This is a genomic window from Streptomyces humi, assembly GCF_001005085.2.
Classification (GTDB): domain Bacteria; phylum Actinomycetota; class Actinomycetes; order Streptomycetales; family Streptomycetaceae; genus Streptomyces; species Streptomyces humi.
This window is the reverse complement of the sequence record NZ_LBMU02000168.1, coordinates 1-4,785: the sequence shown is the minus strand read 5'-3', so window position 1 is coordinate 4,785 and position 4,785 is coordinate 1. Positions and strand designations below refer to the sequence as shown.

Annotated in this window: 4 protein-coding genes; 3 read left to right on the top strand and 1 reads right to left on the bottom strand. The window is 75.2% G+C overall.

Annotation, left to right across the window (positions count from 1 at the left end):
- Window positions 1–70 precede the first annotated feature (70 nt).
- Both AAW13_RS43635 and AAW13_RS43630 read left to right on the top strand, forming a co-directional pair.
- Window positions 71–598: a metallophosphoesterase family protein gene (locus tag AAW13_RS43635; protein ID WP_046734628.1), complete on the top strand. Its 528-nt coding sequence runs from the start codon at window positions 71–73 to the stop codon at window positions 596–598.
- 10 nt (window positions 599–608) lie between these two features.
- Complete coding sequence (locus AAW13_RS43630; RefSeq protein ID WP_240528942.1) at window positions 609–2,018, top strand: MFS transporter; 1,410 nt, start codon at window positions 609–611, stop codon at window positions 2,016–2,018.
- A 242-nt stretch (window positions 2,019–2,260) separates the two neighbouring features.
- Here AAW13_RS43630 and AAW13_RS43625 read toward each other — a convergent pair whose 3' ends face one another.
- Window positions 2,261–3,367 carry an XdhC family protein gene (locus AAW13_RS43625; protein ID WP_046734629.1) on the bottom strand — a complete coding sequence of 369 codons (1,107 nt, stop codon included), beginning with the start codon at window positions 3,365–3,367 and terminating at the stop codon, window positions 2,261–2,263.
- Between the two features lie 384 nt (window positions 3,368–3,751).
- Here AAW13_RS43625 and AAW13_RS43620 point away from each other — a divergent pair.
- The coding region (locus AAW13_RS43620) for a GTP-binding protein (RefSeq protein ID WP_143145116.1) at window positions 3,752–4,785 on the top strand (1,034 nt) is incomplete at its 3' end.

Genomic DNA, 4,785 nt, shown 5'->3' with positions numbered 1-4,785 from the left:
GTGGCGCGGTGGGGCGGCGATCGGTGGGGCGTCGGGTGGTGGGGCGTGGGGTGGTGGCTAGGGTGGTGGGGTGCGGTTGTTCATCACCTCCGATACGCACCTCCCGTTGCGGGCCAAGCGGCTTCCGGACCGGGTGCTCGACGAACTTCCGCGCGCGGACGTCGTGATCCACGCCGGTGACTGGGTCGACGAGGCCACCCTCGATCTGCTGGAGAGCCGCAGCCGCCGCCTCATCGGCGTGTACGGCAACAACGACGGCCCCGGCCTGCGCGCCCGCCTCCCGGAGGTGGCCCGCGCCGACCTCGGCGGCCTGCGCTTCGGGGTGGTCCACGAGACCGGTGCCGCGCAGGGCCGTGAAGCCCGTTGCGCCGCCCGCTTCCCCGACCTGGACGTCCTCGTCTTCGGGCACAGCCACATCCCCTGGGACACCACCGCCCCGGGCGGCCTGCGCCTGCTCAACCCCGGCTCACCCACTGACCGCCGCCGCCAGCCGTACTGCACCTACCTGACCGCGACCGCCGCGGACGGCACGCTCACCGAGGTCACCCTGCACCGGCTGCCGCCACGCCGACGGGGATGGCCCGGTCCGGCGTGGTAACCCGGCGGGTATGGCTGACACCCCGGCAACGCTGTTCCGCCGCGCGATGAATCCCGCCCGGCACACCGGGTCCCCGCGTACCGTCCTCGTCGTCATGTGCGTCGGCTACTTCCTCGTGCTGCTCGACGTCACCATCGTCAACGTTGCGCTGCCCGCCATCGGCTCCGGTCTCGGCACCGGGGTCGGCGGCCTCCAGTGGGTGGTCGACGGCTACGCGCTGGCGCTGGCCTCGCTGATGCTCACCAGCGGGACCGCGGGGGACCGGTACGGACACCGTCGGGTGGTCCTCACCGGGCTCGCCGTGTTCGGCGCCGGCTCGCTGGCCTGCGGGCTGGCGCCGAACACCGCGGTACTGGTCGCGGCTCGGGTGGTGCAGGGCGTGGGCGCCGCGCTGCTGCTGCCGGGCACCCTGGCGATCATCGGCCGGGCTCATCCCGACCCCGCCGCGCGGGCGCGGGCGATCGGGGTGTGGGCGGGCATCGGAAGCCTCGCGCTGCCCGCCGGGCCGCTGCTCGGCGGCGCGCTGACGCAGGCGCTCGGCTGGCGGTCCGTCTTCCTGGTCAACGTACCGATCGTGCTGGTCGCCCTGGTCTGGTCGGCGGCCGTCACACAGGAGAGCGTCGACGAGCGCGCGCCCCGGCTCGACCTGCCCGGCATGGTGCTCGGGGGGCTCGCGCTGCTGGCGGTGACCTACGCGTTCATCGAACACGGCCGTCCCGTCGCCGTGGGGAGCGCCGCGCTGGTCGCCGTCCTGGCCCTGGTGGCGCTGGCCGTGGCCGAGGTGCGACGGGGTGACACCGCGATGCTGCCGCCCGCGCTGCTGCGCCGCCCGGCGTTCGGCGCGGCGAACGCCACCGCCCTGATCATGAACCTCGGCACTCTGGGCACGCTGTTCGTGCTGACCCTGTTCCTACAGTCCGTGCAGCACCGGTCGGCGCTGGACGCGGGGCTCGCCGTGCTGCCGCTGTTCCTGCCGCTGGCGGTGTTCGCGCCGCTCGGCGGGCGGATCACCAGCCGGATCGGCGCGCGGGTACCCGCCGCGGCCGGTCTCCTCGTCGCCGCGGCCGGGCTCGTGTTGCTCACCCGGGCGGGGGTGGCGTCCGGTCTCGCGGTGCTGTTGCCGGCGTTCCTGCTGTGGGGCGCCGGGTGCGGGCTGCTCACCCCCGCGGTCGTGGCGGCGGCGATCGGGGCGGTGCCGGCCGAGCGCGGGGGGCTGGCCTCGGCCGTGAACAACACCGCCCGGCAGACCGGCGGGGCGATCGGGATCGCGGTGGCGGGGGCGATGGCCGGGCGGCCGGGGGTGCCGGAGCGGTTCGTGCGGGGGTTGCACGCGGTGGCGTGGGGATCCGCGGGGCTGTACGTGGTGGCCGCGACCCTCGTGCTTGTGCTGCTGCCGGGTGGGTGGCGGGACGCCGCCTAAGGCGTCTGCCGGGGGCTGTGCGGAGGCGAGTGCGGCTGGTCGGCGGCCGCTCGCGCGGTTCCCCGCGCCCCTGCCAGGCCGATGCCCCCGCGGACCGGCACGGCGCCGGGCGTCCGGGGAGCCGTCGGTGGCGTAGGCCGGGGCGGTTTCGTGCGGCGGGGGAGTTGGTGTCCATGCTGGATCGTGTGGTGGTTGCGGGTGTTTGTTCCTTCTGTTGTTCGGTCTGGTGTTCAGTCTGTTGTTCAGTCGGCCGTGGGTGCGTGGATGGCGCCGCTGGTCTTCGTCAGGGGCGCGCCGCTGCCGCCCCAGCGCAGCGCGACGATCTCGGCGGCCACGGAGACGGCGACCTCCTCGGGGGTACGGGCGCCGAGGTCGAGGCCGAGCGGCGAGCGCAGCCGGGACAGCTCGGCCTCGGTGAGACCGGCCTCGACGAGCCGTGCCCGGCGTTCCTCGTGGGTCCTGCGGCTGCCCATCGCCCCGATGTAGGCGGCCGGCCGGCGCAGCGCCTCCTCCAGCAGCGGCACGTCGAACTTCGGGTCGTGGGTGAGGACGCACACCACCGTGCGGTCGTCGGTGTCCGTGCCGCTCAGGTACCGGTGCGGCCAGTCGACGACCACCTCCACGGCGGCCGGGAACCGCTTCGGCGTGGCGAAGACCGGGCGGGCGTCGCACACCGTGACCCGATAGCCGAGGAAGTCACCGACGCGGGCCACCGCCGCCGCGTAGTCGATCGCGCCGAACACCAGCATGCGCGGAGGTGGAGCGAAGGACTGGAGGAACACCGTGACCGCGTCCTCGCGGCGCTCGCCGTGCGGGCCGTAGTGCCGCAGGAGCGAGGCGCCGAGGGCGAGTTCGCCACGCGCGTCGGCGGTGACCGCGACATCGAGGCCGCTCGCGCCGAGCGTGCCCGTCACCCGGTGCGGCCACACCGCGAGGGCCGCTCCGCGCGGCGCGGGCCCGTCCACCACCGTGGCCACCGTCACCGGCTCGCCCGCGGCCACCGACGCGGCGACCGCGCCGAACGCCGGGTCGGAGCCGGCGGTCACCGGCCGAACCAGCAGGGTGATCTCGCCGCCGCAGGTCAGCCCCACCGCGAACGCGTCCTCGTCGCTGTAGCCGAAGGTCCGCAGCCGCGGTTCGCCGCTCGCCACCACCTCCTGCGCCAGCTCGAAAACGGCGCCCTCCACGCAGCCCCCGGAGACGCTGCCCACGACCTCGTCGTCCGGGCCCACCGCCATGGCCGCGCCGGGCCCGCGCGGCGCACTGCGGCTGACCTCGACCACCGTCGCCAGGCCGAACGGGATCCCGGCCGCGTGCCAGTCGGCCAGCGCCGGCAGGATCTCACGCACCCTCGGCTCCTCTCCGTGCCGTTCCCGCCGGCCGTCCCCGCCGGTTCGTCGACCCGCGCGGCACCTCGGCGGAGCCGGCCAGGCCGCGGCCGTCGGACCGTACGGCACGGCCGTGACGGTCGCCGTTCACCTGGACGCGGGTAGCCGCGGGCCACGTGCCCTCCGGACCGTGCAGATCACTCTAGGACCGCGCCTTCGAGGCGGCGAGCGCTCCCGACGGCAGGCGCGAGGGGGCTCTCGGCGGGTGTTAATCCGTTGCGGCCGGACGGCCGGCCCTGCTGCACTGCTCCCGACCCGACGTCACCAGGAGAGGACCACCGATGCGCACTGCGTGCATGTCCACCCAGGAAGGAATCCCATCCATGCCGAAGGACGTCACGCACGGTGCACATGCTCAATCTCGGAATTCTCGCGCACGTCGACGCAGGTAAGACCAGTCTGACCGAACGGCTGCTGCACACGGCCGGGGTCATCGACGAACTCGGCAGTGTCGACGCCGGCAGCACCCGGACCGACACCCTCGCGCTGGAACGGCGGCGCGGCATCACCATCAGGTCGGCGGTCGTGTCGTTCCCGCTGGACGGGGTGACCGTCAACCTCATCGACACCCCCGGCCACCCGGACTTCATCGCCGAGGTGGAACGGGTCCTCGGCGTCCTCGACGGCGCGGTCTTGGTGGTCTCGGCCGTGGAGGGCGTCCAGGCGCAGACCCGGGTCCTGATGCGGACCCTGCGCAGGCTGGGCATCCCCACGCTGATCTTCGTGAACAAGATCGACCGGCGGGGCGCCCGGGACGAGGCCGTGCTCGCCCAGCTGGCCCGCAGGCTGGCCGTCCCGCTCGTCCCCATGGGCCGCGCCGCCGCGCTCGGTACCCCCGCCGCCCGGTTCGTGCCCGGCCTCGGGCCGGCCGTGCCGGAGGTGCTCGCCGACCACGACGACGCGCTGCTCGCCGCGTACCTCGACGGCGGTGTCCCCGACGCCCGGCTGTGGGCGGCCCTCGCCGGCCAGACCCGGCGGTGCCTGGTCCATCCGGTGTACTTCGGCTCGGCGGTGACGGGCGCCGGTGTGCCCGGCCTGATCGCCGGCATCGAACGGCTGCTGCCGGCGGCCGGCGGGGACCCGGCGGGCCCGGTCTCCGGCACGGTCTTCAAGGTGGAGCGGGGCCCGGCGGGCGAGCAGATCGCCTACGCGCGGATCTTCTCCGGCACCCTCCGGGTGCGGGACCGGATCCCGTTCGGGACGGACACCGGCCCCGGCCCCGGCCCCGACTCCGGCGCCGGGGCGCGGGAAGAGGGCGGTGGCACCGGTGTCCGGGCGAAGGGGCGGGTCACCGGGGTCGCCGTCTTCGACCGGGGCGCCGAGCAGCGCCGGGACAGCGCCGGTGCCGGGCGGATCGTCAAGGTGTGGGGGCTCGGCGG

Coding starts and splice junctions, on each gene's coding strand:
- AAW13_RS43630 (WP_240528942.1), top strand. CDS start 609: ATGGCTGACACCCCGGCAACGCTGTTCCGCCGCGCGATGAATCCCGCC.